Source organism: Naasia sp. (assembly GCF_025465545.1).
GTDB lineage: Bacteria > Actinomycetota > Actinomycetes > Actinomycetales > Microbacteriaceae > Naasia.
Genome location: NZ_JAODMK010000053.1, coordinates 1 through 25,560, shown reverse-complemented (window position 1 = coordinate 25,560; position 25,560 = coordinate 1). Strand labels below are relative to the sequence as shown.

The following is a 25,560-nucleotide window of genomic DNA, read 5'->3' as shown; positions in this document are numbered from 1 at the left end:
TCGCCTCTCGTCGATGTCGGCGGGTGCGATCCAGATAATCGTCGAGAGGTTCGATCTCGTACTCCTGCAGCAGCTGGTCAATTCCCAGGTCAGGTGATTCGGCGGTGATCAGCACTGAGCCGAGCCGACCCGGATCATGGATGTTGACCCCGTCTCGGTACTTCGCCTTCATCGCGGCGAGCTTGTTCCAGTGCCCATCGAGGTGAGCGAGCGCGTAGTCGAGGTTGATGCGCTGCGTCACTTGGGGAAAGTAATTCGTGCTCTCAGCAATGGTCTCACCGAGCGGAGAGACGATGGCGCTCGGCGCCGGCGGACGGATGCTCGCGGCCAGGTAGCTGCGGAGCGAGTATGCCCAGTAGTTCTGCATGAGGCCGCCGTGGTACTCGGAACTGAAGACGACGAGTTCAACGCCCCGACCGCGATACTGCTGGCGGAGCTCGTCGAAGTTCAGGTCGAAGCAGATCGCCGTGCCGACGCGACCGAAGTCGAGGTCCACGACGCTCACCTCATCGCTGTACTCAAGTCCGGTCTCGTCGTGCTCTTCGATGACGAGGTGGTTCTTGTCGTACCCGCCGACCACCTCACCATCGCGACCCAGGTATTCGGTGCGATTGCGGGCGAGCTCTCCGTCGCGACGTAATGCCGAGTAGGCGATGATGGTGCGGTTTTTTCGCGCGATGTCTGCGAGGTGCTCGCGCACGCGTGTCCCGCGCTGCTCGAGGTACTCCAGTTGGCGGTCGAGACCGCCGAACGTCTCAACGGAGGGCCGATCCGCTGCCTCAGGAAGCACGATGAGGTCGGGATCCTCGGGGAGCACCGCTTCGATGCGGGCGGTCCAATGCGTGATCTCGGCCTCTACTGCAGACTCGATGCTCACCTCGGCACCGAGCGGCAATGCGGGAGCTGTTGCGCAGCTCACGGTGACGTGACGGGCCATGCGAATACACTAACGTCTGTCTGAGTATAGAAGCAACGGTTTCATATGTAGACAAAGTGTCGAAAAGGAGGGCTCTGTGACGCCAGCGAACGAGTGGTTGGTAGCAGGTTCCGTCGTGGTGGGAGACGGGTCTCCTCCGCTTCTTCGCCACGCGGTCCGGCTGGAAGGCGGGATGATCGCCGAGGTTCGACCTGCGCGGAGCGCGCCGAGCGGGGCGATTGACCTGGGGGAGGCAACCATCGCTCCTGGATTCGTCGACGCGCATGTACACCTGCTCTTCGACTATCAGGCGGACCACGAGGTGACGAGGGCGGCAGTAGTCGGCTCCAGCAGAGATCGGCTGATCGCGACTGCGATCCGACATGGCCTGGAATGCCTTCGGGCAGGAGTCACGACGGTGCGCGATCTGGGAGACCGGGACCGCATCGTGGGGAGCGTGCGAGACCTCATCAACGAGGGAGTAGTGCCGGGTCCTCGAATCCATACCGCGGGAACTCCCGTAACGATCACAGCTGGCCACTTGGGTTGGCTCGGCGGCCTTGCTGATTCGCGGGATGAGCTCGTCCGCCTCACTCGCACCCTCGTTGGGGAGGGCTCGGACGTGATCAAGGTCATGGCGAGCGGCGGCAACATGACCCGCGAGTCCAACAAGCGACTTCCTCAGTACACCGTGGACGAGCTGAAGCTGGTTGTGTTTGAAGCGCATCGCGGCGGCAAGCCGGTCGCCGCTCACGCCTTGAACTCGGAGGCCGTCCGTCGCAGCATCGCGGCAGGCATCGACACGATTGAGCACTGCGGATGGGTGAACGAGCAAGGCGAACCGGACCTCACCGAAGAGGATCTGGTCGCGATGCGCGCCGCTGGTTCTGTCGCGACGCTCACCATGGCCGGCATTGCCCGACAGCTGCTGCCTGACCCGGATGATGCTGACCAGGTGGCACGACAGGTGGCACTCTCGACTTCGCGAAGCGGGGGCGATCTGTACGCCGATCATCAGTGGGCCAGACGGCTCATCGAGGCGGGCATCGGAGTCGTGATCGCGAGTGATGCGGGCGTGCGGTTCACCCCGTTCAGCGGGTTTCGCGACACCGTGAGGTGCGGGATGGTCGCCCTGGGCACAGATGCGGCCGGGGCCATCTCGCTCGCTACCTTGGCCGGCGCCCGAGCCCTGCGTGAGGATCATCGGCTTGGGAGCGTCGAGGCCGGGAAGCTTGCGGATCTCATCGTGCTCGAGGGCGTCATCACCGAGGGCTCAAGGACGATCGGAGCCATCCGGGAAGTTCGCAAGGAGGGTCGGGTTGTCGCTCGGGCGGGAGTGACGGCCTGGTGAGCACGGTGATGACAACGGGTGGCGCAGTCGCGGCCGCCGACCTCGGCCGGGTCCTCCCGCACGAGCACGTGTTCATCAACGAGATGATCGAGGACCGTGCGGGTGGCCTGCTCAACGACGCGGGCGTCGCTGAGTTGGAGTTGGCCGCGCTCGTGCGCGCGGGCGGCGGTACCCTCGTGGAGCTCACCACGGCCGAGCTCACGGCGGGTGCGGCCCCCGACCCACGCGGCCTGTACGGCGGGCCCGCTGCCTCGGGTTTCCCGGAGGATCACACTCGGTCCGCGGCGAACGTGGCCGCGATAGCCGCGCTCGCGGACCAGACCGGCATCCGGATTGTCCTCGGCACCGGGCACTACCGCGACCCGTATCTTGCCGCGGACCTCGATCGCAGGAGCATCGACGAGACGGCCGCCGACATCGTGCGCGACCTGGTCGAGGGGTTTCCCGGCACGGACGTTCGTGCGGGCATCATCGGCGAAGTCGGCGCAGACAAGTGGTTCGTCTCAGACCGAGAGGAGCGGTCGATCCGCGCGGCGGGACGCGCGCATCTCGCGACCGGCGCCACGGTCACCACCCATGCATCCAAATGGCCTGTGGGTGGGGACGTGCTCGATATTCTTCAGGCGGAGGGCGTCCCGCCCTATCGCATCATCACTGGCCACTGCTCCACCATCGACATCCCGGAGTACCACCTCGATCTGGCGAGGCGCGGTACTTGGCTTCAATTCGACACGATCAGGGGCGGCAGTGCGCCCATCGTCGATCGTTGGGTGCGCCAGATCATGGCGCTCGTGCGGGCGGGCTACCTCGACCGCGTGCTCCTCTCGCACGACGTGTGTGTCAAGTCACATCTCGCTGTGAACGGCGGCTGTGGCTACGCGTACCTCTTCGAGCAGTTCCTCCCGCTTCTGGGTCGCGCCGGACTCGACGAGGGCGAACTCGAGCAGCTCGTGACCAGCAACCCGCAGCGCGCGATCTGCAACTGAGGCCCGTCGGCTAGCCGTTCGACTGGGCGGCGCCGAAGAGCCGCGTGAAGGTTCCTGACAGCACGGCGTTCCGTTCGTGATCCGTACGCCGAGCCAGCGCTGCCAACATGCCGTCCAGGGAGAGGCGATACTCGCCCTCGTCCTGCGTCTGCGGCCAGTCCGAACTCCACATGATGCGGTCCGCTCCGAACTGATCGATCGCCGTCGCGATGAACGGAGCGATATCCGAGTACGGATAGCCGACTGTCGAGAAGAATCCGAGGTCGGGCGACTTCGCGAACACGTTGGGCAGCTGCGCAAGGTTCAGGAAGGCTTGCTCGCCGACACGGCCGTTGCCCCCGGCAACGGGACGCCCCAGGTGGTCGATGAGCACGGGCACGCCCGGGTGTGCGGACGCGAAGCGGCCCACGGCTTGGAGCTGTTCCGGCTCGCAATGAAACTCGGCGACGATCGAGTTCGCGGCGAGCACACGCGCGGACTCCGTCATGCGCTCCTCAAGGAGCCAACCGAGGTCACTCTCGCCGAAGGTGGTGATGCGGACGCCGACAGCGCCATCTCGAACGACCTCGCGCAGGGTGTCCAGGCCGTCGGCGGCGCGAAGGTCTACACGGGCGATCGGGACGAACCTCGTCGGATGTTCGGCCACTGCGTCGAAAGTCAGGGTGTTGTCCCAACCGAGGGTCGAGGGAGTCACGACGGCGGCGCGGCGCACGCCGGCCGAGTCCATGTCGGCGATCAGATCACGCGCGCTTCTGCCAGTGCCCTCGCCGCGAGCGGTGATGTGGACATGCCCGTCATCCACCAGCGCGTCCGTCTTCGTCATCAGAACCCCGCGAGATCGTTCTGCGGCGGCGCTTGCCGCTCGATCTCCGCGATGGCGGCGGCCATCACCTCGACGATCGTCTTCTCGCGCTCGGGAGTGAGTCTCGCGAGCGGCACCGAACAGCTGATGGCATCGACGGCGGGGTTCGTATAGTGCAGGGCGAAGCCGAAGCACTTGAGCCCGGTGGTGTTCTCCTCCAGGTCGATCGCATAGCCCCGCCTGCGGATGCCCTGCAGGTCAGCCTCGAGCTGAGCGCGATCGGTGATCGTGTGGTCGGTCAGGCGAGGCAGGGGACGAAGGAGGTGCGATTCCAATCCTTCGGCCGGTTGGGCCGCGAGCAGTGCCTTCCCCAGGGACGTGGTTGAGGCCGGCAACCGGCGACCCACGCGATTGATGACCCGCAGGTACTGCGAGGATTCCTTCGTCGCGAGGTACACGATGTCGGGCCCATCGAGTCGCCCGACGTGAACCGTCTCGCCGAGTTCCTCATTGAGTCGCTCGAGCCACGGCTTGACCATGCGCAATGCGGGGTCGGAGTCGAGGTAGCTCATACCCGCCATGAGCGCGCGCAGCCCGACGCCATACAGGGTCCCCGTGGGGTCGCGCCGCACCCAGCTGCGTTCGGTGAGGGTCCGAAGCAGTGCGTACAAGCTGCTGCGAGGGATCCCGGTGGCCTCTGCGATCTCCCGCATGCGGGCCGGCTTGTCTTGGCGAGCAGCGAGGAACTCGAGTACCTCAATGGCGTGCACGGCGGACTTGACGGGCCGGACCCCGATGTCGGTCATCGATCCTCCTCGCTGAAAACACCTGTCGGCCAGGATATGCGTTCGCTGGGCCGAAGAAGCTTTGCTTGTGTCATCTCGTACAGTAGCCTCTGTCTCAGTATAGATACATTGACTACACATGGAGACAAGTTGAACCTCGCCACTGCTCCCAGTAGGCCACGCGAGCAGCGAGCCGCAGATTTCGCGGCCCGCCTTCGTGACCGATCGGGGATCGGCGTGCTCGGCTTCCCGCTGAGCGCCTTCACAGAGGATGGGTCCGGCGTCGACCTCGACGGTTTCCGAGCACATCTCCGCCGCCACCTGGACAGCGGCGTCGGGGGTCTCTTCGTCTGCTGCGGCACGGGCGAGTTCCCTTCGTTGGACGAGGACGAGTACCGGGCGTTCATTCGCACCGCCGTTGACGAAGTGCACGGAACTGTCCCCGTCATCGCGGGAGCGGGCTACGGATGGGCGCTCGCACGCCGATTCGCTGCCATCGCAGAAGATGAGGGCGCGGACGCGATCCTCCTCATGCCCCACTACCTCATCAGTGCGCCTCAGGCCGGACTCATCGCACAGGTCGAGAAGATCACCGAACAGACGGACCTCCCGGTCGTGCTCTACCAGCGGGGTCAGGTCGCCTATACGACCGAAACCCTCCAGCGGCTCGCCGAGATTCCCACAGTCATCGGGCTCAAAGACGGTGGCAGCGACTTCGTTGAACTTCAGCGCATGACATTGGATGCGGATCCGGGGTTTCTCTTCTTCAATGGTGCCCTCACCGCCGAGATCCAGTACCGGGCCTACGCGGCGGTCGGCATCTCCCCGTACTCGTCGGCAGTCAACAGCTGCGTACCCGAGGTCGCTGGCGCGTTCTTTGCGGCGACTCGCACGGGCGACGAGGTACTCATCGACACCTTGCTCCGCGAGTTCTACTCGCCGCTCGTGGCCCTGCGCGACCGTGTTCCGGGCTACGCCGTGTCGCTCATCAAGTCAACGGCGAGGATGCGGGGGGAGCGCGTCGGTCCAGTTCGCGCCCCGCTCGCGGCGCCCACCCGAGAAGACCTCGTTGAACTCGAACGGATCATGAGACACGGCCTCGATCTCGTGGGGGGGCGTTTCGATGACCAGTGACGTGATCGTGGAGCGGCTCAGGCGGCTCGGGCTCGAGCTTCCACCGCAGCGGGCGCCGCGTCACCCATATCTCGCTGCTCGGGTGGACGCCGGGGTGCTCTACCTCTCGGGCAAGACCGCGACGCTCGATGGTTCGGTGCAGTTCGCAGGTCCGCTCCGCACCGCAGAAGACATCGAGCACGGGCGGAAGGCCGCCGTCCTGTGCGCGCTGCAAGTACTCGCCGGGATCGAGGCGGCTGTGGGGCTGCAGCGGGTCCACAGTGTGCTGCGGCTCACGGGGTACGTCGCGAGCGCCCCGGACTTCGTTTCACAGCCCGACGTCGTGAATGCCGCGTCCGAGCTGCTCATCGAGGTGCTCGGCGGCGCCGGACAGCACACTCGCACCGCCATCGGTGTCGCGGCGCTGCCCGGGGGGTCGGCCGTGGAACTCGAGGCCACCATCCGGCTCATCCCTGAGGCCGATCAATGAACGAGGAGCAGCGTGCCACCATCGCCGCCGTGCGTGAGCGGCTGCGTTCCCAGCCGAGGGTGCGCCTGGCCGCGTTGCCGACTCCTCTCGACGACTGCACGCGCCTGACGGCCGAACTCGGTGGGCCGCGCATTCTCATCAAACGCGACGACCTAACCGGACTCGCATTCGGCGGCAACAAGGTGCGTCAGCACGAGTATGTGCTCGGTCGCGCGGTTGCCGAGGGTGCCGACTGTCTCGTGCAGGGATCGGCCGCCCAGTCCAACCATTCGCGTCAGCTCGCCGCGGCGGGCGCAAAGCTCGGTCTCGAGACGTTCCTGCTTCCGAAGCTCGATGCCCATAGCGATCCGGTTCAAGGCAACTACCTCGTGGATCATCTGCTTGGGGCGACCATCATCCCCATCGGGGCGGGCGAGAGCACCATCGCGGCGAAGGCGGCTCTGGTCGATCGACTTCGGGCCGAAGGCCGCCACCCCTATGTAACCGGCATGGGTGCCGACGAAGCGCTCGCATTGGCTGCTGTCGCGTACGTGGAAGCCCTCTTCGAACTCGTCGAGCAGATGACCGACCCGCTACAACTCGACGCCATCTATACCGCGTCGCAAGGCAGCACCCAGGCGGGTCTGCTCATCGGTTGCGAACTGCTCGGACTGAGCACGCGTGTGGTAGGAGTCTCCCCGCTGGGCCCCGATCACGAGGCGCACATCCCGCTCGACGAGGTTGTCGCCCTGGTTCACCGTGCCGCGGAGATCCTCGGGGTCACCACCCAGATCGGTCGCGACGACATCGAGCTGCGGTTCGATTTCGTGGGCGACGGATATGGCATCCCCTCCAACGACGGCCTCGACGCCATCGCCTTGCTGGGCCGGCTGGAGGGCACCCTGCTCGACCCCATCTACACCGGCAAGGCCTTCGCCGGCCTCGTCGCCGATATTCGCGCCGGGCGCATCGACCACGGCAAGACCGTCGTGTTCCTGCACACAGGCGGCCTACCAGCACTGTTCGCGTACGCGCAGCCCGTGATTGGCCACGTGCGTGACACCAGGGCTGTCTCATGCACCAACGATCACGATTGAAAGGAAGCACGGCATGACGAAGCGATCAACACTTGCACTCAGCGCGGGCATTCTCGCGTCAGCGCTACTACTCAGCGGTTGCGGAGGAGGTGAAGGTGGAGGCGAAGGTAAGGACGCGGGCTCGCAGGATCTGCGCATCGTCGCCGCCGAGCCCCAGGCCGGCTTGGACCCGGCCATCGCCGTCACGCAGGCCTCGTTGCGTATGACCGAGCTCATGTACGACACGCTCGTCGACTACGACGGGGACAACAACCTCATTCCGATGGTCGCCGAGTCGTGGAAGCTTTCCGACGACGGTCTCACCTATGTTTTCACGATCCGCGAGAACGCCGCATTCAGTGATGGCACCACCATCACTGCCGACGACGTCGTGTTCTCGCTAGAACGCGCGGGAGCCTCGGAGTCGCTGACCGCATCGTTCGCTGTCGTGGACAGCATCGAGGCCACGGGCGAGAAGGAGGTGACGGTCACCCTCAGCACCCCCAGTCGCGTATTCCTCAACTCACTCGCTGCCACCGGGCAGGCGGCGATCCTCTCGAAGGCCGCCGTAGAGGCCGACCCCGACTACTTCACCCAGCCGGTGGCCACATCGGGCCCGTGGAGCCTGAAGGAGTTCGTGCCGAGCAGTCACGCGACCTTGGTGGCAAACCAGAACTACTGGAACAAGGGGTACCCGGTCCTGCAGACCATCGAGTACACCTTCAGCACCGACGGTACGGCCAACGCCACTGCCCTCGAGACGGGCACAGTGGATATGACGTACAACATGACGCCCGCCGATGCTGTGCGCCTGGACGAGGCAGGCTCTATTCAGTATTTCGAGGCTCCGAGCGCTGGACTCGTCTCGTGGGGCATGGACAAGACCAAGGCGCCCTTCGACAATGTCGACGTTCGCCAGGCCGTCGCCTATATGGTGCCCCGCCAGGACCGCCTCGACACGTGCTGGGAAGGCATTGGTCCGGTCTCGTTCGGAGACCTGATCTTTCCGGACCAGTCGTTCTACGTCGAGGGCGAGCAGCGATTCGACGTCTCGAAGGATGAGGCGCTCCGGACTGCGGCGAAACTTCTCGACGGCGCCGGTTGGGTGGAGGGCCCCGATGGAGTGCGGGTCTCACAGGGCGTCTCCGGCCTGGCGGACGGAACTCCGTTCGAGATGACCGTGCCCTATGAGAACGGGTGGGCGCAGGCGCGCTGCAACACCGAGATGCTGCAGCAATACCTGCTGCCGCTCGGCATCACGGTGACCCCCGAGGCGTACGATGCGGCCACCTTCTGGACCGACGTCGCCGCCGAGAAGTTCACCTTCTACCACGGCGGCAACAGTTATGCGACCACCGACATCTACTTCGCACAGACCTTCATGTGCGACGGCTCGGCCAACGACCTGCTGGCCAAATGGTGCGACCCGAAGGTCGACAAGCTGATCACCCAAGCCCAGGAGACGTCCGACCTTGATGAGGCGGCCGCGCTCTACCGCCAGGTGCAGGACATCATCCTGGATGAGCAGCCGATGATCACGACGGGCGCCCAGTATGCCGTCATCGGTACCTCGCCCAAGCTCTCGGGCTTCTACCCGCGGGCGGACGCGTCCAACCGGGCGCTCATCTACGCGAGCCTGAAGAACTGATTCCCGGGGCGGCCGGGCTACACCGGCCGCCCTACCCTCCCCCCATCGAATCGAGGAGACTGTGCTTCGGTACATCGTGAATCGGCTGCTGATCGTCGTTCCGCTGCTGCTCGCCCTAACGGTGCTGCTCTTCCTCTACGTTCACGCGGTGCCGGGTGATCCGATTGCAGGCATGCTCGGTCCCAACGGGACCCCTGAGCTCGTCGCCCAGATCCGGGCGGACCGCGGCCTCGACCGCCCGCTCCTGGAGCAGTACTGGAGCTGGCTGTCCGGTCTCGTAACCGGCGACCTCGGCGTCTCTCTCATCTCTGGGCAGGACATCACGCCGATCGTCATCGCCCGCATCCCGGCGACACTCCAACTCACCTTCGCCGGCCTATTCTTCGTCATCCTCATCGGATTCCCCGCTGGCTACCTCGCAGGCAAGCACAAGGGCGGGTGGCTCGACCGCATCCTCTCGCCAGCAGCGCTGATCGGGTTGTCCATGCCGGCTTTCTGGGTCGGCACCCTGCTCATTCTGGTTCTCGGGGTTCAGCTCCGCTGGTTCCCCACAGGTGGCTACGTGGCCTTCGAGGACAACGCCTGGCAGAGCCTTCGCCTGACCCTGATGCCCGCCCTAGTACTCGGCATCACGCTCTCGCCGTTCCTAGCGCGGATGGTGCGCGCGTCCACCGCAGAGCTCGCGCACGAGCCGTTCATCGTGCAGGCACGGACCCGAGGGCTCCTCCCCGGCACCATCTCACGCAGGTATCTCCTCCGCAATGCGATCCTGCCCGTAGTCATCGTCATCGGCATGCAGCTCGGCACTCTCATCGGTGGCCAGGTGATCGTCGAGCAGCTGTTCAACTGGCCAGGGGTGGCACGTCTGCTCATCGAGGGGGCTGTGCGGCGGGATTACCTGCTCGTGCAGTCGCTGATCTTCGTGATCGCGGTGATCTACATCGTGATCAACCTGCTGACCGAAGTGGTCCACGCGTCGCTCGACCCGAGGGTGAGGCTCTGATGGCTTCGGTTCCGTCGATGGTGCCTGGCCGCACACCCGGCCTGAGGGTGCGCGTGCTTCCCACAGGGGGCGCGCGAAGGATCACTCTTCACGCGATCGTGCACCACCGCCGGGCGTTCCTTGGCGCCATCCTCACCGCCATCGTGCTGCTCATCGGAGTTGTCGGTGCTTTTTGGACGCCCTATGACCCGATGACGTTCAACGCAGGCCCAGCGTTCAGCCCCCCCGACCTGGCGCACCCCATCGGGACGGATGTGTACGGGCGCGACATCCTGTCCCGCGTGATGGCAGGCGCACAGGTCTCGCTTCTGGTATCCGCCGGTGCGGTCGGGGGATCTTTGGTTGCCGGCACGATCATCGGTCTCTTGGCGGGATATCTCGGCGGCTTCGTGGATGTCCTGCTCACCCGAGTCGTCGACATCATGCTGGCCATCCCGGGACTGGTGCTGGCTCTGGGCATCGTCACCTTGCTCAGTCCCTCCGCGCTGTCTGTGACCGTCGCGCTTATCGCGGTGTACACGTGGCAGTTCGCGAGGATCGTGCGCAGCTCGGTGGTGGCCGTGCGGCACCGTCCTTACGTTGAGGCGGCGAAGGGTCTCGGGTCGAGCGGAGTCTCCATCGTCTTCCGCGACATCTTCCCGAGCGTGCTTCCCGTGCTCATCGTGCAGGTCGCGACGGCGTTCGCGTGGGGCATCCTGGATGAAGCATCCATCGGATTCCTCGGTCTCGGCGTGCAGCCTCCGTCGCCGTCGTGGGGTTCGCTCCTCATTGAGGGCCGGCAATACCTGTACGACGCCCCCTGGCTCCCCATCGGGGCCGGAGCGGTCGTAGTGATCGCCGTGCTCGGGGTGAACCTGCTCGGCGATGGGCTTCGCGATATCGTCGACCCGCGCTCGGGAGGAACCCGCTCATGATCGAGATCAAACCGCTCATCAGCGTTGAAAACCTCACCGTCGAGTTCCCCGTTCGGGGCAGCGCCGTGCGGGCTGTCGACGACGTCTCGTTCGAGGTGGGTCACGGGGAGATCGTCGGTCTTGTCGGCGAGTCCGCGTCGGGCAAGAGCACGTTGGGTCTTTCGCTGATGCGCATGGTGCCGTCACCCGGACGGGTCCGCGCTCGCCGGATGGAGTTCGACGGTCGTGACCTCTCCGCCCTCGATGAATCGCAGTTGCGGCAGATCCGGGGCAGCGAGATTTCCCTCATCGTTCAGGACGCGCTCGCGACCATGAATCCGGTCACCACTGTGCTTGAGCAGATCACGGAGGTCGTGCGGGATCATGAGGGCGTGCGCTCGCGCAGAGTGCTCCGGGCGCGCGCCGCGCAGGCTCTGCGGGATGTGCAGCTGCCCGACGTCGAAATCAACCTCAGGCGGTATCCCCACGAACTCAGCGGCGGAATGCAGCAGCGCGTCGCGATTGCGCAGGGTCTCATCCTGGGGCCGAAGCTGATCATCGCCGACGAGCCCACGACCGCGCTGGACGTGACGGTTCAGGCGCAGATCCTTTCCCTGCTCAAGCAGATCAGGGACGGCGGCACCAGCATCATCTTCGTGACACACGACCTCGCGACGGTCGCCGAGATCTGCGATCGCGTGCTCGTGATGTACGCGGGGAGGATCGTCGAGTCGGGGACCGTCGCGGAAGTTTTCGCTGAGCCGCAGCATCCGTACACCCAAGGCCTGCTCGCGAGCCTGCTGCCCCTCGGCGGCGATCCGCCGAAACGTCTCGACGCGATCTCCGGCCAGCCTCCGCGACCGGAGGCCTGGCCGTCGGGCTGCCGATTCCACCCCCGCTGTCCACTGTGGAAGTCCAAAGGGGAGCCTGAGATCTGCGTCAACGAGGATCCGCAGCCGGACGAGTCCCGGACACACTGGGCGGCGTGCCACTTCGCCGGAGAGGGAGTCCGATGACGGCCACAGCAGTGTTCGAGGTGCGCGATCTCGTCAAGGTGTTTCGTGCGCGAGGGAGCTTCCGCCGGGGTGTCACCCGCCCCGCGCTTGACGGAGTCTCTTTCGAAGTCCGGCAGGGCGAAGCGCTCGGAATCGTCGGCGAAAGCGGCTCAGGCAAGACGACACTCGGGCGCATCCTTATCGGCCTCGACCGGCCGACCTCGGGTGAAGTGCTTTACGAGGGGGAGCCCACCCGCAGGATGGGGCGTCGCGCACGCCAAGCCTTCCGCCAGCGGGTACAGATGGTGTTCCAGAATCCCTTCGCGTCGCTCAACCCTTTCCGAACGGTGCGGAGCGCGCTCGCCGACGGATTCGCTCATAGGCCACTCTCCCGGTTCGGGCGGGAAGCGGCCATGGTCAGTCTCATGGAGCAGGTCGGGCTCAACGAGACCATGCTCGATCGCTACCCCCACGAATTCAGCGGCGGCCAGCGGCAGCGGGTTGTACTTGCCCGTGCATTGACAGTGGAACCCGGTGTCATCGTCGCCGACGAGCCCGTCTCCGCCCTGGACGTCTCGATCCAGGCGCAGGTGCTCAACTTGCTCAACGACTTGAAGAGCCGTCTCGGCCTCACCCTCGTTTTCGTGACGCACGACCTGCGAGTCGTGAACTTTTTCTGCGATCGCATCGCCGTGATGTACATGGGTCGACTCGTAGAGCTCGGCACACGAGCCCAGATCATGGAGAGCTCACGACATCCATATACCCGAATGCTGCTCTCCGCCGCACCCCGTGACGAACCAGGCGTCAGGATAGATCGACCGTGGGTCCGAAACGAAGTCGATGCGACGGCGCCCCGGGCCGATGCGTGCAACTTCGCGGCGCGCTGCTGGGCGCGGCAGGCTCTGGGCAATCCCGAGCGGTGCACGACGGAACGCCCCGACGATCGTCCAGCCCAAGACGGCCGAATGGTCGCCTGCCACTTCGGGGACGAGATTCCCGCCCTGGCTGGTGCGGAGACCGCCCGGTGACGGACGACCTTGCTCGACGGGTGCGGTCCCTGTTGCGTCATCCAGTGCCAGGCGCCTATCTGAACAGTGCGGCCGAGGGCCTTCCGCTCGACTCGGCTGGTGCGGCGTACGAGCGCTACCTCGACGCGAAGTCGCGGGGCTCGAGCGGCCGAGCAGTCTTCGACGAGATCGAGGACGATGCTCGACTCGCGTTCGCCGGATTGCTTGCGGTACCCCCGGCCGACATCGCGTTCGTTGCGTCAACATCTCGAGGCTTCGACGCCGTGGTGAAATCGATCGAGTGGATGCCGGGCGACTCGATCGTGGTGCCCTTGACCGAGTTTCCCACGGCCCTGTTTGCCGCGCGACTGCTCGAGACGCGGGGGATAGTTGTCCGCTCGGTCGGGTTGTCTGCAGACGGCACTCTTGATGAGGATGCCGTCATCGCGGCTATCGACGACACCACCCGGCTCGTCGTGGCGAGCGTCGTGAGCTTCCGCACCGGTCAGCGCCTGCACACGCACGCGCTGGTAGCCCGGGCGCACGAGCTGGGTGCCCTAGTCTTCCTCGACGCGGTGCAGGCACTCGGATCGGTGGCGTTCGAGGTGGGTGACGCGGACTTCGTGTGTGCGGCGTCCTTCAAGTGGCTTTTGGGCCTGCACGGTGCAGCGGGTCTCTACGTCAACCCGCGCACTCTCAGCAATACCCGCCCGCCGTACGTCGGCTATCGCAGCGTTGTCGACCTCTTCCCGCCGCCCCCCGCATCGGAAGAGCCGTACCCCGATGCGCGGCGGTACGAGGAGGGCCTTCCCGACTACGGCGCACTCGCCGTGCTGCACGCCTCCCTCCAGCAACTGGCGGGGCTGCGTGACGAAATCGTCCACCACAATCGCGAGGTGACTGCTCGCCTCAGGGACGGGCTGCTCGAACTCGGGGCGGCGGTGCTCGCTCCCGACGCGCCGCGAGGGTCGATAGTGGCCTTCGAGACTCCGAAGCACGCCGAGATCGCGCGAACGCTCTCCGACGCCGGCACCACGGTGTGGGCGCGGGACGGCAGGGTGAGACTGTCGCCGCACGCGTACACGACCGAGGATGATGTTGCCACGGCACTTCGGCAGCTCGAGCAGATCGGCCTCGCGTGACCCGCTCGCTTGCGATCATCGGTACCGGCCGGATTGCGCACGAACACGCTGCGGCCGCTCGCGCCCTCGATGACGTGAAAATCGTCGCGGCCATAGACTTCGATCCCGCGGTGGCTCAAGCCTTCGCTGAGCAATGGGACTGCCCGTGGTGGGGGACCGCCCTCGACGACCTACCCGGCCCGGTCGACGGGGTGATCGTGAGTTCGCCGACGGCGCTCCACCGAGACCACGCTCTGGACGCGATCGAGCGCGGTTGTGCTGTGCTCGTCGAGAAGCCCTTCGCCCGCGACCTGTCAGAGGCGAAGGAGATGATCGCGGCAGCCGAGAGGCGCAATGTCGTCATCACGGGCGGGCAGGTTCTTCGATTCCTGCCCATGTTCGCCTGGGCCCGCCAGGCGATTTCCGACGGCATCCTTGGCCTACCCGTGCAAGCCATCGAGCGTCGACTCGTCGACCGTGCGGACAACTTCCCCTGGTGGAGCGAGTTGCCCGCGTTCCTCATTTCGCACTGGGGGTCGCACAGCATCGACCTGCTCTGCGATCTGCTCAATGATCGGCCAGACGAGGTGTACTGCCAGGCCGATTCGGTGCGAAGCGCCTTCGGTGTCGTCGATGACTTCAGCATGCAGCTGAAGTTCAAGTCCGGCGCGCGGGCGACATCGGCGATGTCGTTCAGCTCCCGACACGCCGTTCACGACCTCGTGCTGATCGGTACCGACGCGACGTTGACGTTCGACTGCTATCGGTCAGTCGCCCAGAACGGCGAGATCGTGTTCGAACTGCCCGAGGATGAGATGCTCGCGAGGGGGTTTCAGGCCCAACTCGCTGACTTTGTGGCGGCGATCGGCGGCGCACCTTCACTTGCATCAGCGAGGAGCTTGCTGCCGGGACTGGCGGCCCTTGATGCGGCCGAACGTTCCGCGCTCGGGGCTGGAGCCGTCCGGGTCTGAACGGTCAGGCTTCTCGGCGTGAGCCGCACTGCCCCTGCGAGCATCGAGGGTGTGAGCATCCGGACCACAAGTCGTGCGCAGAGCTGCTCCGGCGTGTACGTGGGATCGGTTCACGCCAACCAGCTGCGGCCGCATCGGGGTCCCGGCGAGCAAGAAGAACTGCTGGTGAGAGGAACGATCGTGGAGGGGACGACGGGAATCGAACCCGCGTAATCAGTTTGGAAGACTGAGGCTCTACCATTGAGCTACGTCCCCGAAGGGGCGCCGTTCGGTCGCCCGCACAGCGCCAACGAGTCTAACGCATCGCCTCCTCGCGCAACTGCCGCCAGTCGAGGTCCGGGTCGTCGGGGCACCGCCCGGAATCGCGCCCGCTCGTCTCGGAGAGCGGTCCATCGCCGGCTTCGGGGCGGACGCCCAGACGTGCCCGTGCCCGACTCGGCTAGACTCGACCAGGCCATTTCTCGGGTTCCGCCCGATCACGGTCATACGGTCGCCCGTGACCGGGGCGTAGCTCAGCTTGGTAGAGCGCCCGCTTTGGGAGCGGGAGGCCGCAGGTTCGAATCCTGTCGCCCCGACCGAACAGAATCTGCCACGCGAGCCATAATCCCCCGAAGATCAGGAACGAATTCACCATGGTCAAGTCCGTCGTCGAGAAGCTGAGCCCCACGCGCGTCAAGCTCGCGATTTCCGTCCCCCCGGAGGACCTCAAGCCCAGCATCGACCACGCCTACAAGCACATCGCTGAGCAGGTCAACATTCCGGGCTTCCGCAAGGGCAAGGTGCCGCCGCCCATCATCGATCAGCGCGTTGGCAAAGGCGCGGTCATCGAGCATGCCGTCAATGAGGGCATGGACAAGTTCTACCGCGAGGCCCTCGCCGAGAACGACCTCCGCCCGCTCGGTCGCCCTGAGGCGGACGTCACGAAGCTTCCCGAGCTCGCCGACTTCTCCGGCGACCTCGAGCTCAGCATCGAGGTCGATGTCCGCCCCGACTTCGACCTGCCGGCCTACGACGAGCTCACCATCACGGTGGAGGCCGCCGAGGTGACCGACGCCGAGATCGATGAGGAGCTGGAGCGCCTCCGCGCCCGCTTCGGCACGCTCGTCACGGTCGACCGTCCGGCCAAGACCGGCGACTTCGCCCAGATCGATCTCGTCGCCACCATCGGCGAGGACCAGGTCGACACCGCCAACGCGATCTCCTACGAGCTCGGCTCCGGCGAGCTGATTCAGGGCATCGACGAGGCGCTCGACGCGCTGAGCGCGGGGGAGCAGACCACGTTCGAGTCCGTGCTGCTCGGCGGCGACCACGAGGGAGAGACCGCGCAGATCACGGTCGACCTCCTCGCAGTGAAGGAGCGCGAGCTCCCCGACGCCGACGACGACTTCGCCCAGATGGCGAGCGAGTTCGACACGCTGGAGGAACTCAAGACCCAGCTGCGCGAGCAGGTCGCCCGGTCGAAGACATTCGGCCAGGCGACCGAGGCCCGCAACAAGGTCGTCGAGCTGCTCCTCGAGCAGGTCGACATCCCGGTCCCCGCCTCCCTCATCGAGGATGAGGTGCACCGTCACCTCGAGCAGGAGAACCGGCTCGAAGACGCGGCCCACCGCGCCGAGGTCGCCGAGGCCAGCGAGAAGACGCTCCGCACCCAGCTCCTGCTCGACGCGATCGCCGAGAAGGAAGAGGTGCGCGTCGGCCAGGGCGAGCTCACCAACTACGTCATCCAGGCATCGCAGCAGTACAACATGCAGCCGCAGGAGTTCGCCGAGGTCCTGCAGCAGAACGGGCAGCTGCCCGGTGTCATCGCCGAGGTGACCCGCTCCAAGGCTCTCGCGGTGGTGCTGGGCAAGGCCAAGGTCGTCGACACCGCCGGCAGCCCGGTGGACCTGTCCGACTTCGCCGCGACCAACGACGAGGACGACGCCTTCGACGTCTCCGCCGCAACCGAGGCGCTCAACGACGCGCACGGCCACGAGGGTCACAACCACTGACCCCGAACCAACCGACCCAGCACGTGCCCGTTCCGGCGGGAAGTGACCCGCACATCGGGCACTTCGCGCCGGAACGGGCACTCGTGCGTTCGGGCCTGGGGACGCCGCGCCACTCTCTGCCCACGGCGAACAGCGCAGAACGTGCCGAGCGGCTTCGATAGATTCGAGGCCTTACAACAGAAACGGAGCATCCGCCGATGGCTGACCCGATAATGGCGCCGAACGTATTCGACCGACTGCTCAGAGACCGCATCATCTGGCTCGGATCCGAGGTCCGGGATGACAACGCGAACGAGATCGCGGCGAAGCTCCTGCTGCTCGCGGCGGAGGACCCCGAGAAGGACATCTTTCTCTACATCAACTCGCCCGGCGGCTCGATCACCGCGGGCATGGCGATCTACGACACGATGCACTTCGTGCCGAACGACATCGTCACGGTGGGCATCGGCATGGCCGCGTCCATGGGGCAGCTGCTGCTGACGGCGGGCACGAAGGGCAAGCGGTACATCACCCCCAACGCACGGGTTCTGCTGCACCAGCCGCACGGCGGCTTCGGCGGCACCGCGAGCGACATCCAGACCCAGGCCGAGCTCATCCTCTCGATGAAGCGCCGCCTCGCCGAGATCACCGCGGAGGCGACCGGCAAGACCGTCGAGCAGGTCAACGAGGACGGTGACCGCGACCGCTGGTTCACCGCGCAGGAGGCGCTCGAGTACGGCTTCGTGGACCACATCCGCGAGTCCGCGAGCGATGTCATCGGCGGCGGCGGAACCGCCGACGCGCCCCAGCAGCTGTAGTCACTTCAGACAAGGACGAGAGACAACACATGACGAACTACGAATTCGGTGGCACCGCGTTCGGTTCGGGTGAGGCGCCGAGCTCGCGCTACATCCTGCCGAGCTTCGAGGAGCGCACCGCCTACGGCTACAAGCGCCAGGACCCATACGCCAAGCTCTTCGAGGACCGCATCGTGTTCCTCGGCGTGCAGGTGGACGACGCCTCGGCGGACGACATCATGGCCCAGCTGCTCGTGCTCGAGAGCCAGGACCCCGACCGCGACATCGTGATGTACATCAACTCGCCCGGTGGCTCGTTCACCGCGATGACGGCCATCTACGACACGATGCTGTACATCCGCCCGCAGATCCAGACCGTCGTGCTCGGCCAGGCCGCCTCGGCCGCTGCTGTTCTGATGGCTGCAGGCACGCCCGGCAAGCGTCTCGCGCTGCCGAACGCCCGCATCCTCATCCACCAGCCCTCGACCGGCGACGCCGGCCGCGGCCAGGCCTCGGACATCGAGATCCAGGCCCGGGAGATCATGCGCATGCGCACCTGGCTGGAGGCGACGCTCTCGAAGCACTCCAACCGCAGCGAGGAGCAGGTGAAGAAGGACATCGACCGCGACAAGATCCTGTCCGGAGCCGAGGCCCTCGAATACGGCCTGATCGATCAGGTGCTCACCAGCCGGAAGAACGTTCCGGCGCTCGTCCGCTAGCTGTCCCCGAGATGCCATCTCCGGCGCTCATTCCACGCGAATGAGGGCCGGAGGTGGCATTTCGCCGTCTGTGTCGAGCTCCTCGGGCCGAGGACATCCCGGCGCAGTGACTCCGATCGCCGAGTCGGTCTTCGCGAGGGTCCTTCAGGCATCGCCGGAGCACCGAGCCTGCACCGAGCCGAGCGCGGGATGCCCGCCACAACGGCGCCACCCGGGGGACGGATACGGGGGACGGTTTCGCGGCGCGCCGACCGTCCGTTTCCTTGTGCGACGCTGCGTCGCCGGGGCGGGTTAGGCTCATTTCACATCGACGCTCATAGCAGAGTGAGCACCGGGAGGTATTACGCATGGCGCGAATCGGGGAAAGCGCAGACCTCCTCAAGTGCTCCTTCTGCGGAAAGAGCCAGAAGCAGGTCCAGCAGCTGATCGCGGGACCCGGCGTCTACATCTGCGACGAGTGCGTGGAGCTCTGCAACGAGATCATCGAGGAGCGGCTCGCCGAGGCGGGCGAGGAGAACACCAGCGAGTTCGACCTCCCCAAGCCGCGGGAGATCTACGACTTCCTCGGTGAGTACGTGATCGGGCAGGAGCAGGCCAAGAAGTCGCTGTCGGTGGCCGTCTACAACCACTACAAGCGCATCCGCTCCCGCCAGACCCTCACCGCAGCAGAGGCGCTCAACGACGACATCGAGATCGCGAAGTCCAACATCCTGCTGATCGGCCCCACGGGCTGCGGCAAGACGTATCTCGCGCAGACTCTGGCGAAGCGCCTCAACGTGCCGTTCGCGGTCGCCGACGCCACCGCCCTGACCGAGGCCGGCTACGTGGGCGAGGACGTCGAGAACATCCTCCTCAAGCTCATCCAGGCCGCGGACTACGACGTCAAGCGTGCCGAGACGGGCATCATCTACATCGACGAGGTCGACAAGATCGCCCGCAAGGCGGAGAACCCCTCCATCACCCGGGATGTCTCGGGCGAGGGTGTGCAGCAGGCCCTGCTCAAGATCCTCGAGGGGACCGTCGCATCGGTGCCGCCTCAGGGCGGGCGGAAGCACCCGCATCAGGAGTTCATCCAGATCGACACCACGAACGTGCTGTTCATCGTCGCCGGCGCGTTCTCCGGCCTCGAGGAGATCATCTCCAGCCGTGCGGGCAAGAAGGGCATCGGCTTCGGCGCCCCTCTGCACAGCAAGAACGACGAGGTCGACCTCTTCAGCGAGGTGCTCCCCGAGGACCTGCACAAGTTCGGTCTCATCCCCGAGTTCATCGGGCGTCTTCCCGTGGTCACCACGGTGCGTCAGCTCGACCAGCATGCGCTGATGGAGATCCTCACCGTTCCGAAGAATGCCCTGATCAAGCAGTACCAGCGGATGTTCGAGATCGATGGCGTCGGCCTCGACTTCGACAAGGGCGCACTCGAGGCGATCGCCGATCTCGCCGTGCTCCGGCAGACCGGTGCTCGGGGGCTGCGAGCGATCCTCGAGGAGGTGCTCGGGCCCGTGATGTTCGAGGTCCCCTCCAACAGCGAGGTGGGGCGAGTGATCATCACGCGCGAGTCGGTGCTCGAGAACGCGGCCCCGACGATCGTGCCGCGCAAGCCGCTCAGGGCCGAGAAGTCCGCCTGAGGAACCCCTGGCAGTCCTCGTTTTGGGGGACCGCCTCGTCTTGGTGAAGTTTCGACCGAATGTTAGGGTCGCGCAATGGCTATGACTCTGAGGTTGCCCGAAGACCTCAACGCGCAGCTCTCACATCTCGCGGACGAACGGCACGTCTCCAAGCACCAGCTGGTGCTTCAGGCGGCCGAACTCCTCGTGATGCGTGAGACCCGGCGCGCTGAGATCTCCGCAGGACTGGACCGTATCCTCGACACCGACGCCGACCTGCTGAAGCGGCTGGCGGAGGTCTGACCCCAAGGCGAGCGGGCGGCCCTCTCGGGGCCGCCCCTGCCGTCCACTTCATCCGCTCCCTATCGCGCCCGCAGCGTCACCTCCGACCAGAACGGCGGGGCGACGATCGTGAGGCCGCCGTCGACCGCGATCACCTGGCCGGTGATGTAGGCCGCATCCGGCCCGGTCAGGAAGAGGATCGGCCCGACGATGTCGTCCGTGCTCCCGGACCGCCGCAGCGGAACCCGGTCGATCACCGACTGAAGCTCGGGCATTCCGGGCACGTCGTAGTAGTGCTGCAGCGACTCGGTGTCCACGAGCCCGGCGTTCACGGCGTTGACGGTGATCCCGCGCGGGCCGAACTCGGCGGCCATGTGCCGGACCCACGACTCGATCGCGGCCTTGTCCGCGCCGATGGCACCATAGCCCGGAAATGCTCGGGTGCTCCCGTAGCTGGTCACCGCCACGATGCGGCCGCCGTCGCCGAGGCGCGGCAGGGCCGCCTGCACGAGCAGCACGAAGGAGCGCGCGTTCGTCGCCCAGGACCGCTCGATGTTGTTGATCGTGAGCTCGGGGATCGGCCGGAACGCGCTGGCCGCGGCACTCGCGATCAGGTAGTCCAGCCGCCGCCCCTCCGGGAAGTGCTCGGTGACGAGCGCGGCGATGTCCTCCGCAGATTCGAGCTCGACACGGGCGGCGGTGGCGATGCCCCCGCTCTCTCGGATGGCGCGGACCAGGCCCTCCGCCTCCTCCTGCCGCCGCCGGTAGGTGAACACCACATCCACTCCGCTCGCGGCGAGGCGCTCGACGAGCCGGCGTCCGATGCCCCGGGAGCCGCCCGTGACGATCGCAGTTCGTGTCATGTGGCTCTCCTCCGGATCCCGGTGCGCGGTGCTCGCCCCACGCTACCGATACGCCCGCCGGCCGGCTGGGCTCACACGTCGACGGTGATGGTGTGGAACCCGGTGGCGCCGTCGGGCAGCACGCCGCGCTCGACGGGGTCCTGCACAGCTCCGGTCGCGTCAGTGGCGCGCGCCCGCAGCTCGTGCGAGCCGGGCGTGGCCGCCCAGTCCCAGCGCCACTGGCGCCAGGTGTCCACCGTGAGCTCCGTGGCGATGTCCGCGTCCTGCCATTCGCCGCCGTCGACGCTCACCTGCACGCCGGCCACGCCGGTGTGCTGCTCCCAGGCAACGCCTGCCACGGTGACGGTTCCCTCGGCGACCCGTGCACCGTCCTTCGGCACGTCGATCCGGCTCGACAGCTTCACCGGTCCGCGCTCGCCCCAGGCCCGCTGCGTCCAGTAGGCCTGGACGCGATCGAAGCGGGTGACCTCCATGGAGACCAGCCACTTCGTGGCGGACACGTAGCCGTAGAGCCCCGGGACCACCATGCGCACCGGAAAGCCGTGCTCACGGGGAAGCGGCACTCCGTTCATGCCGACCGCGAGGATCGCGTTCCGCTCGTCGGTGAGGGCGGTGATCGGCGTTCCCGCAGTGAAGCCGTCGGAGCTCTTCGACAGCACCATGTCGGCGTTCGCGCTGGGCCGTGCCCGGGCGAGCAGCGACCGGATCGGGTAGCCGAGCCAGGTCGCCGTCGAGATCAAGTCGCCGCCCACCACGTTCGAGACGCAGGTGAGCGTGGCGTGGCTCTCCTCAAGAGGGAGGGCGAGCAGCTCCTGATAGCCGATCTCGACCTCCTGCTCGACCATGCCGAAGATGCGGAGCTTCCACTCCGCCGGATCCAGATTGGGCAGGAACACCGCGGTGTCGATGCGGTAGAAGTCGGCGTTCGGAGTGATCAGGGGCGCGATCCCCTCGACCTCGAGTGACGCTCCGGCCGGGATCGGTGGCGCCGACTTCGAGGGGGCGGGGAGCCGGATGGCGCGCCGCGCTCCGTCGACGGCGCGGGTGCCGAGGGCGAGGGCCTGCGAGCCAACGGCCGCCGCGACGCCGACCGCGGCGGCGATGCCGGCCGAGATCAGGAAGCTGCGCCGGGACGGACCGGCCGCTCGCGTCGCGGGCGCCGATCCACCTCGCGAGTCCCTGGCCGGAACGATGGCCCTCGCCGTCCTCGCCCTCTGGCCGAGGCCGCGCAGAACCAGCAGGGCGGCGACGGTTCCCCCGACCGAGGGCACGGCCGCGATCTCGGTGGCGCTGGAGCGACTGAGCGCGGCGATCACGGCAAGCGCGCCGAGGGCTCCGAGCAGCACTGCGCCCCACGGCGGCCGGCGCACCTCGAGGATTCCCGCGCCGATCGCGATCGCCGCGGCGACCACCAGGAGCGACACGACCAGCACGACCTTGTCCGCGGTGCCCGCCACGGCGATCACGGCCTCTTTCAGCCAGCCGGGCGTGAAGTCGATCACGGCCGAGGAGACCGCGCCGACCGGGCTGGTCCCGAGGATCCCGGCGAGCAGCTCACCCGCGCCGAGTCCGACCACCCCGGCGGCGATGCCGGTGATCGGTCCCCAGGGAAAGCGCCTCATGGCGCGAGGCTACGCCGGGAGGGCCGGTAGGGGCTGAGAGGCCGGGGCGATGTCGCACCGGCGTGCCGAGCGCGGTGAACTGTCGAACTTCGCGGCTTCCCTTCGACGTAGGAGGTGAGCGTTCCACTCGGATCAGCCAGGATCGTCCCAGGAGGACCTGCAATGGATATGAAGCTCGAAGTGGTGCCGCTGCCGGTGACGGACCCGGATCGGAGCCTGCGGTTCTACGCCGACCAGGTCGGATTCGTGCTCGACCACGATGTCCGTCCGGGCAACGGCATGCGGGTGATCCAGCTCACCCCGCCCGGGTCGGCCTGCTCGATCGTGTTCGGGAGCGGAATGGGCGACGGCGGCACCCCGGGCTCGCTGCGCAACCTGCACCTGGTCGTCGCCGACATCGGAGCCGCTCGCAGTCAGCTCGTCGCCCGTGGGGTGGGCGTGACCGGGGTGGACGACCTGGGCGGGATCAAGTACGCCTACTTCGAGGACCCGGACGGCAACTCCTGGGCGCTGCAGGAGATCTCCCGCGCCGCTGTGCGCCCGGACGGCGCTCGGAAGGGCGCCTCGTAGGCTCGGCGAGATCTCCTCTCCGCCCGCAGGCTTCCTGTGCCGGGCCGAACCCGGGCGGGAGACGGCGGCGCCGATGGGATTCCCCACCCGGGGCACACCCTTTCCGGAGCCGCGACCGCGCAGGCCTGGCGGTGCGATCCTCGGCAGCGCCGAAAGGCATGAGTGCACGGTCGTCGGCGATGCGGTGAGCCTCGCTCGGCTCCTCGAAGCGGCGGACCGACCGGCGGGCACGACGATCGCCAGCGTCTCGCCCATCGCCGCCGTGCCGCTCGACGCCGAGGCGGGACGAGGGCGGGCGATGTGCCGGGAGAATGACTGTGCGGGACGGCCGCGGGAAGCGGAGGCGACGAATGCGGATCGAGCGCGAGGATCCTCGGACGCCGGATGTGGCGGGGCTCCTGGGCGAGCACCTCGCCGATATGTTCGCCGAGTCACCGCCGGAGAGCGTGCACGCGCTCGACCTCCACGCACTCGCTCGTCCCGAGATCGCGTTCTGGACGGCGCGCGACGACACGGGGGCGCTGCTCGGCTGCGGTGCACTGAAGCACCTCGACGACCTCTCGGGGGAACTGAAGTCGATGCGCACCGCGACCGCCTCTCGCGGCCGGGGAGTGGGCGCAGCGCTCCTCGCCCGGCTCGTCGAGGAGGCCAGGCATCGCGGCTATCGGCACCTCTACCTGGAGACCGGGACGCAGGACTTCTTCGCGCCCGCCCGCCGCCTCTACCTCCGGTCCGGCTTCGAGGAGACCGGCCCGTTCGCCGACTACCGGCTCGACCCGCACAGCGCCTACTTCCGGCTCGATCTGCAGCCGTCGTAGTGACGACGAACAAGGGGCCAGGAACGGCCCGAGGGCCCCTCGCGAATGCCAGAAGCCCTCGGGTCGGTGCTCGGTCGAAGGGCTAGAGCAGCGCGGTGTCCGTGCGATCGGGGTCTTCGCCTCGCAGCGTGGGGTCGACGGTGGGGTCGAGCACGTCCGTCATCAGCGGCCCGTCGGTCGCCGGGGGAACGGTCGCCGGTGTTACGTCGTACTCGCCGACCACCGGAACGACGTCGGCGTCGAGGACCTCGAGGTCGGGCGTCGGCTTCTTCGTCACCGCTGCCACGCCCACCGCCGCTGCCGCCGCGGCGAGACCGGCGGCGGCGACGGCCTTGCCGGACACGCCGGCCTTGCCCGAGTCACCACGCGAGGCGGCCGCGTCCTCGATCCCAGGCGTGCCCGGGAGGTCCTCAACGATTCCCCGCCACGCGCCGGACGCGTAGCCCTCGGCTTCGATCAGCGCCTTGAAGCGCTCCAGGTCGTGCTCCGTCTGCCTCTCGACCACGTTCAGCTTGTCGCCGATCTTCTCGACGAGGCCCTCGGGCTCGTACTCCAGGGTGAGCTTCAGGGAGGTCTGGCCACCGCCCAGGTCCTCGAAGGTCACCTCGCCGGCATTGGTCGCGCCCTCTGTGGCGGCCCAGGCGATCTTCGTGTCGGGGATCTGCTCGAGGATCTTCGCCTCCCACTTGCGGCGGACCCCGGCGATCTCCGCGACCCACTCCAGACGGTCGTCGCTCAACTGAGTCACCTTCTTGATGCCGTTCATGAAGTGCGGGAAGTCCTCGAACTGGGTCCACTGGTTGTAGGCCACGCTGACCGGGACGTTCACGAGGATCCTGTGTTCGACCTTCGTCATGGTGTCTCCTTTGCATCGTCGAGATTCGGCGGGCGTAGCGCCGCGTCCGTCCAAACACGCTACGCCGCAGAACTGGACGCGTGAGGGCCTTGCGCTGGGAGAGGATGCGGCTTTCGGATCGCGCCGTTCCGGCTCGATCGGCCCGCACGTAACGTTGTCCGGCAGGGCCTGCGAAGGAGTTAGCGTTTCACCGTGAATCAAGAGCGCTACATCCACGGCCACCACGAGAGCGTGCTCCGCTCCCACACCTGGCGCACGGTGGACAACTCCGCCGCCTACCTGATCCCGCACCTCCGCCCGGGGCTCGACCTGCTCGACAT

Annotated in this window: 25 protein-coding genes, 2 tRNA genes and 1 pseudogene; 21 read left to right on the top strand and 7 right to left on the bottom strand. The window is 66.8% G+C overall.

All coding sequences use genetic code 11. The annotated features are described in order from the left end of the window. Window positions 1-937 (bottom strand): carbon-nitrogen hydrolase family protein (locus JWR33_RS13520; RefSeq protein ID WP_297412437.1); only part of this gene is annotated, 937 nt, incomplete at its 3' end. Between the two features lie 172 nt (window positions 938-1,109). Between JWR33_RS13520 and JWR33_RS13515 the strand changes: the two genes are divergently transcribed. Next, complete coding sequence (locus JWR33_RS13515) at window positions 1,110-2,267, top strand: amidohydrolase family protein (protein WP_297412439.1); 1,158 nt, start codon at window positions 1,110-1,112, stop codon at window positions 2,265-2,267. Next, on the top strand, window positions 2,264-3,253 hold the full coding sequence (locus JWR33_RS13510; RefSeq protein WP_297412436.1) for a hypothetical protein: 990 nt from the start codon (window positions 2,264-2,266) through the stop codon (window positions 3,251-3,253). The genes JWR33_RS13515 and JWR33_RS13510 overlap by 4 nt, the downstream gene beginning before the upstream one ends. A gap of 10 nt (window positions 3,254-3,263) precedes the next feature. On the opposite strand, the gene JWR33_RS13505 is transcribed toward JWR33_RS13510, so the two are convergent. Together JWR33_RS13505 and JWR33_RS13500 are read right to left on the bottom strand one after the other, a co-directional pair. Beyond that, the gene (locus JWR33_RS13505; protein WP_297412435.1) at window positions 3,264-4,076 is read right to left on the bottom strand and encodes an amidohydrolase family protein; all 813 of its coding nucleotides are present in this window, start codon (window positions 4,074-4,076) and stop codon (window positions 3,264-3,266) included. Beyond that, window positions 4,076-4,861, bottom strand: coding sequence for an IclR family transcriptional regulator (locus tag JWR33_RS13500; RefSeq protein ID WP_297412434.1), 786 nt, complete (start codon window positions 4,859-4,861; stop codon window positions 4,076-4,078). Before JWR33_RS13500 ends, JWR33_RS13505 begins: the two co-directional genes overlap by 1 nt. Window positions 4,862-4,897: 36 nt before the next feature. Here JWR33_RS13500 and JWR33_RS13495 point away from each other — a divergent pair, with 36 nt between their 5' ends. From JWR33_RS13495 to JWR33_RS13450, 10 genes are all read left to right on the top strand, one after another. Continuing rightward, window positions 4,898-5,974 carry a 5-dehydro-4-deoxyglucarate dehydratase gene (locus JWR33_RS13495; protein WP_297412438.1) on the top strand — a complete coding sequence of 359 codons (1,077 nt, stop codon included), beginning with the start codon at window positions 4,898-4,900 and terminating at the stop codon, window positions 5,972-5,974. After that, window positions 5,964-6,443 carry a RidA family protein gene (locus JWR33_RS13490; protein WP_297412433.1) on the top strand — a complete coding sequence of 160 codons (480 nt, stop codon included), beginning with the start codon at window positions 5,964-5,966 and terminating at the stop codon, window positions 6,441-6,443. Before JWR33_RS13495 ends, JWR33_RS13490 begins: the two co-directional genes overlap by 11 nt. Further along, on the top strand, window positions 6,440-7,519 hold the full coding sequence (locus tag JWR33_RS13485) for a pyridoxal-phosphate dependent enzyme (RefSeq protein WP_297412432.1): 1,080 nt from the start codon (window positions 6,440-6,442) through the stop codon (window positions 7,517-7,519). Before JWR33_RS13490 ends, JWR33_RS13485 begins: the two co-directional genes overlap by 4 nt. Window positions 7,520-7,532: 13 nt before the next feature. Further along, window positions 7,533-9,146, top strand: a complete 1,614-nt coding sequence (locus JWR33_RS13480; protein WP_297412431.1) for an ABC transporter substrate-binding protein — start codon at window positions 7,533-7,535, stop codon at window positions 9,144-9,146. A 61-nt stretch (window positions 9,147-9,207) separates the two neighbouring features. Next, complete coding sequence (locus JWR33_RS13475; protein WP_297412430.1) at window positions 9,208-10,149, top strand: ABC transporter permease; 942 nt, start codon at window positions 9,208-9,210, stop codon at window positions 10,147-10,149. Window positions 10,150-10,202: 53 nt separating this feature from the next. After that, window positions 10,203-11,063: an ABC transporter permease gene (locus JWR33_RS13470; RefSeq protein ID WP_297412429.1), complete on the top strand. Its 861-nt coding sequence runs from the start codon at window positions 10,203-10,205 to the stop codon at window positions 11,061-11,063. Then, a complete protein-coding gene (locus JWR33_RS13465; RefSeq protein WP_297412428.1) occupies window positions 11,060-12,058 on the top strand; it encodes an ABC transporter ATP-binding protein in 999 nt (332 codons plus the stop codon). The genes JWR33_RS13470 and JWR33_RS13465 overlap by 4 nt, the downstream gene beginning before the upstream one ends. After that, window positions 12,055-13,068 (top strand): oligopeptide/dipeptide ABC transporter ATP-binding protein, encoded by a 1,014-nt coding sequence (locus JWR33_RS13460; RefSeq protein WP_297412427.1) that lies wholly within the window; start codon window positions 12,055-12,057, stop codon window positions 13,066-13,068. The genes JWR33_RS13465 and JWR33_RS13460 overlap by 4 nt, the downstream gene beginning before the upstream one ends. A 44-nt stretch (window positions 13,069-13,112) precedes the next feature. Next, window positions 13,113-14,189, top strand: coding sequence for an aminotransferase class V-fold PLP-dependent enzyme (locus JWR33_RS13455; protein ID WP_297412426.1), 1,077 nt, complete (start codon window positions 13,113-13,115; stop codon window positions 14,187-14,189). After that, window positions 14,186-15,139, top strand: a complete 954-nt coding sequence (locus JWR33_RS13450; protein WP_297412425.1) for a Gfo/Idh/MocA family oxidoreductase — start codon at window positions 14,186-14,188, stop codon at window positions 15,137-15,139. The genes JWR33_RS13455 and JWR33_RS13450 overlap by 4 nt, the downstream gene beginning before the upstream one ends. Window positions 15,140-15,320: 181 nt before the next feature. Here JWR33_RS13450 and JWR33_RS13445 read toward each other — a convergent pair. Beyond that, a tRNA-Gly gene (locus JWR33_RS13445) sits at window positions 15,321-15,394 on the bottom strand. Between the two features lie 246 nt (window positions 15,395-15,640). Here JWR33_RS13445 and JWR33_RS13440 point away from each other — a divergent pair. The 6 genes from JWR33_RS13440 to JWR33_RS13415 all read left to right on the top strand — a co-directional run bounded on the left by JWR33_RS13440 (window position 15,641) and on the right by JWR33_RS13415 (window position 20,532). Then, window positions 15,641-15,714: transfer RNA gene (locus JWR33_RS13440), tRNA-Pro, on the top strand. Window positions 15,715-15,771: 57 nt separating this feature from the next. Beyond that, window positions 15,772-17,130 carry a trigger factor gene (gene tig, locus JWR33_RS13435; protein WP_366074284.1) on the top strand — a complete coding sequence of 453 codons (1,359 nt, stop codon included), beginning with the start codon at window positions 15,772-15,774 and terminating at the stop codon, window positions 17,128-17,130. Window positions 17,131-17,327: 197 nt separating this feature from the next. Then, the gene (locus JWR33_RS13430) at window positions 17,328-17,927 is read left to right on the top strand and encodes an ATP-dependent Clp protease proteolytic subunit (RefSeq protein WP_297412424.1); all 600 of its coding nucleotides are present in this window, start codon (window positions 17,328-17,330) and stop codon (window positions 17,925-17,927) included. 29 nt (window positions 17,928-17,956) lie between these two features. Beyond that, window positions 17,957-18,625 (top strand): ATP-dependent Clp protease proteolytic subunit, encoded by a 669-nt coding sequence (locus tag JWR33_RS13425; protein ID WP_297412423.1) that lies wholly within the window; start codon window positions 17,957-17,959, stop codon window positions 18,623-18,625. A 347-nt stretch (window positions 18,626-18,972) separates the two neighbouring features. Beyond that, a complete protein-coding gene (gene clpX, locus JWR33_RS13420; protein WP_297412422.1) occupies window positions 18,973-20,250 on the top strand; it encodes an ATP-dependent Clp protease ATP-binding subunit ClpX in 1,278 nt (425 codons plus the stop codon). Window positions 20,251-20,325: 75 nt separating this feature from the next. Continuing rightward, complete coding sequence (locus JWR33_RS13415; RefSeq protein ID WP_297412421.1) at window positions 20,326-20,532, top strand: ribbon-helix-helix protein, CopG family; 207 nt, start codon at window positions 20,326-20,328, stop codon at window positions 20,530-20,532. A gap of 59 nt (window positions 20,533-20,591) precedes the next feature. Here the strand turns inward: JWR33_RS13415 and JWR33_RS13410 are convergent, their stop codons facing one another. After that, complete coding sequence (locus JWR33_RS13410; protein ID WP_297412420.1) at window positions 20,592-21,374, bottom strand: SDR family oxidoreductase; 783 nt, start codon at window positions 21,372-21,374, stop codon at window positions 20,592-20,594. Between the two features lie 71 nt (window positions 21,375-21,445). Next, window positions 21,446-22,996 carry a molybdopterin-dependent oxidoreductase gene (locus JWR33_RS13405; RefSeq protein WP_297412419.1) on the bottom strand — a complete coding sequence of 517 codons (1,551 nt, stop codon included), beginning with the start codon at window positions 22,994-22,996 and terminating at the stop codon, window positions 21,446-21,448. Between the two features lie 162 nt (window positions 22,997-23,158). Between JWR33_RS13405 and JWR33_RS13400 the strand changes: the two genes are divergently transcribed. Together JWR33_RS13400 and JWR33_RS13395 are read left to right on the top strand one after the other, a co-directional pair. After that, the gene (locus tag JWR33_RS13400) at window positions 23,159-23,566 is read left to right on the top strand and encodes a VOC family protein (protein WP_297412418.1); all 408 of its coding nucleotides are present in this window, start codon (window positions 23,159-23,161) and stop codon (window positions 23,564-23,566) included. A 350-nt stretch (window positions 23,567-23,916) separates the two neighbouring features. Further along, complete coding sequence (locus JWR33_RS13395) at window positions 23,917-24,384, top strand: GNAT family N-acetyltransferase (protein WP_297412417.1); 468 nt, start codon at window positions 23,917-23,919, stop codon at window positions 24,382-24,384. An 82-nt stretch (window positions 24,385-24,466) separates the two neighbouring features. On the opposite strand, the gene JWR33_RS13390 is transcribed toward JWR33_RS13395, so the two are convergent. Then, on the bottom strand, window positions 24,467-25,240 hold the full coding sequence (locus JWR33_RS13390; RefSeq protein ID WP_297412416.1) for an SRPBCC family protein: 774 nt from the start codon (window positions 25,238-25,240) through the stop codon (window positions 24,467-24,469). 192 nt (window positions 25,241-25,432) lie between these two features. Between JWR33_RS13390 and JWR33_RS13385 the strand changes: the two are divergent. Then, window positions 25,433-25,560 (top strand): annotated as a pseudogene (locus JWR33_RS13385) (SAM-dependent methyltransferase); the annotation flags it as partial.

Bases quoted from the DNA above. Each gene is read 5' to 3' on its own strand.
- JWR33_RS13515 (WP_297412439.1), top strand. From the start codon at position 1,110: ATGATCGCCGAGGTTCGACCTGCGCGGAGCGCGCCGAGCGGGGCGATT.
- JWR33_RS13505 (WP_297412435.1), bottom strand. From the start codon at position 4,076: ATGACGAAGACGGACGCGCTGGTGGATGACGGGCATGTCCACATCACC.
- JWR33_RS13500 (WP_297412434.1), bottom strand. From the start codon at position 4,861: ATGACCGACATCGGGGTCCGGCCCGTCAAGTCCGCCGTGCACGCCATT.
- JWR33_RS13495 (WP_297412438.1), top strand. From the start codon at position 4,898: ATGCGTTCGCTGGGCCGAAGAAGCTTTGCTTGTGTCATCTCGTACAGT.
- JWR33_RS13490 (WP_297412433.1), top strand. From the start codon at position 5,964: ATGACCAGTGACGTGATCGTGGAGCGGCTCAGGCGGCTCGGGCTCGAG.
- JWR33_RS13485 (WP_297412432.1), top strand. From the start codon at position 6,440: ATGAACGAGGAGCAGCGTGCCACCATCGCCGCCGTGCGTGAGCGGCTG.
- JWR33_RS13480 (WP_297412431.1), top strand. From the start codon at position 7,533: ATGACGAAGCGATCAACACTTGCACTCAGCGCGGGCATTCTCGCGTCA.
- JWR33_RS13465 (WP_297412428.1), top strand. From the start codon at position 11,060: ATGATCGAGATCAAACCGCTCATCAGCGTTGAAAACCTCACCGTCGAG.
- JWR33_RS13460 (WP_297412427.1), top strand. From the start codon at position 12,055: ATGACGGCCACAGCAGTGTTCGAGGTGCGCGATCTCGTCAAGGTGTTT.
- tig (WP_366074284.1), top strand. From the start codon at position 15,772: ATGGTCAAGTCCGTCGTCGAGAAGCTGAGCCCCACGCGCGTCAAGCTC.
- JWR33_RS13430 (WP_297412424.1), top strand. From the start codon at position 17,328: ATGGCTGACCCGATAATGGCGCCGAACGTATTCGACCGACTGCTCAGA.
- JWR33_RS13425 (WP_297412423.1), top strand. From the start codon at position 17,957: ATGACGAACTACGAATTCGGTGGCACCGCGTTCGGTTCGGGTGAGGCG.
- clpX (WP_297412422.1), top strand. From the start codon at position 18,973: ATGGCGCGAATCGGGGAAAGCGCAGACCTCCTCAAGTGCTCCTTCTGC.
- JWR33_RS13415 (WP_297412421.1), top strand. From the start codon at position 20,326: ATGGCTATGACTCTGAGGTTGCCCGAAGACCTCAACGCGCAGCTCTCA.
- JWR33_RS13410 (WP_297412420.1), bottom strand. From the start codon at position 21,374: ATGACACGAACTGCGATCGTCACGGGCGGCTCCCGGGGCATCGGACGC.
- JWR33_RS13405 (WP_297412419.1), bottom strand. From the start codon at position 22,996: ATGAGGCGCTTTCCCTGGGGACCGATCACCGGCATCGCCGCCGGGGTG.
- JWR33_RS13400 (WP_297412418.1), top strand. From the start codon at position 23,159: ATGGATATGAAGCTCGAAGTGGTGCCGCTGCCGGTGACGGACCCGGAT.
- JWR33_RS13395 (WP_297412417.1), top strand. From the start codon at position 23,917: ATGCGGATCGAGCGCGAGGATCCTCGGACGCCGGATGTGGCGGGGCTC.
- JWR33_RS13390 (WP_297412416.1), bottom strand. From the start codon at position 25,240: ATGACGAAGGTCGAACACAGGATCCTCGTGAACGTCCCGGTCAGCGTG.